The following is a 396-nucleotide window of genomic DNA, read 5'->3' as shown; positions in this document are numbered from 1 at the left end:
GGCTCCTACATGGGTGCCAAGAAGCTGACCGAAGAGGGTTTCCCCTGCATCGGTCTGCCGGGCACCATCGACAACGATATCGCCGGTACCGACTTCACCATCGGCTTTGACACCGCGCTGAACGTGGTCGTCGACGCCATCGACCGTCTGCGTGACACCTGCAGCTCCCACCACCGCATCTCCGTGGTCGAGATCATGGGCCGCCACTGTGGCGATCTGGCCATGTCCGCCGCCGTTGCCGGTGGCGCCGAGTACGTGATCGTACCGGAAGTGGCGTTTGACAAAGAGAAGCTGCTGCAACAGATCAAGGAAGGCGAAGCCAAAGGCAAGAAGCACGCCATCATCACCATCTGTGAGCACGTCACCGACGTCAATGCCCTGGCCAAGGACATCGAA

1 protein-coding gene is annotated in these 396 nt (G+C 60.6%); it reads left to right on the top strand.

Features of this window, described 5'->3' with window-relative positions; all coding sequences use genetic code 11:
- On the top strand, nt 1-396 hold a 396-nt coding region (locus tag JWG43_RS19130), incomplete at both ends, for a 6-phosphofructokinase (protein ID WP_205244483.1).

This window comes from Desulfobulbus alkaliphilus (assembly GCF_016918545.1).
Lineage (GTDB): Bacteria > Desulfobacterota > Desulfobulbia > Desulfobulbales > Desulfobulbaceae > Desulfobulbus > Desulfobulbus alkaliphilus.
The sequence above is the reverse complement of the archived record's forward strand: the minus strand, read 5'-3'. Positions and strand labels throughout refer to the sequence as shown.